Consider the following 605-nt stretch of genomic DNA (forward strand, 5'->3'; position numbering starts at 1 on the left):
GTCCGGGGAGAAGGCCGGGCCGGTGATCTCGGAGCCCGACTGACCGCTGACGCGCAGGAACGGGGCCACCACGTCGTCGGGAGTGATGACGCAGATCTCCATGGTCCCGCCGTCCTCGGCGACGAAGAGGTCGCCGGAGGAGGAGCCGGTGACGTTGTCGACCCCGGTCAGGGGGGCCGTTCCGCCGGTCACCAGCGAGTCGTCGTAGGCGAGGTCGATGGTCTGGGCGGCCGCGTCGTACCGCCAGACCCGGTTGTCGCCCTTGGTGGTGAACCAGCAGGTGTCGTTCGCGTAGTGGCAGCCCTCGCCGCCGTTGAAGCGCTTGGCTCCGGAGACCTGGTTGCGGGTGGCGGTGGCGCCGGACGGGTCCGGGACCCGCGCCCAGCTCACCGGGCCGCTGGTGCCGCTGGGGCCGACCAGCACCTCCAGTGTGCCGGAGGACAGGTCGCCCCAGGTGGTGGGCCTGAAACGGTAGAAGCAGCCGTCCGAGACGTCCTCGGTCAGGTAGATCACCCCGCGCACCGGGTCGGCTGCCGCCGCCTCGTGCTTGAAGCGCCCCATGGCGTCACGGCGGACGGCCGCCTTCACACCCCACGGGTCGGTCT

Annotated in this window: 1 protein-coding gene; it reads right to left on the reverse strand. The window is 71.6% G+C overall.

The window, feature by feature from the left end; translation table 11 throughout:
* The coding region (locus LPA54_RS35180) for an alkaline phosphatase PhoX (protein ID WP_228984663.1) at window positions 1–605 on the reverse strand (605 nt) is incomplete at both ends.

Origin of the sequence: Streptomyces sp. DH12, assembly GCF_020873895.1 — a bacterium.
Lineage (GTDB): Bacteria > Actinomycetota > Actinomycetes > Streptomycetales > Streptomycetaceae > Streptomyces.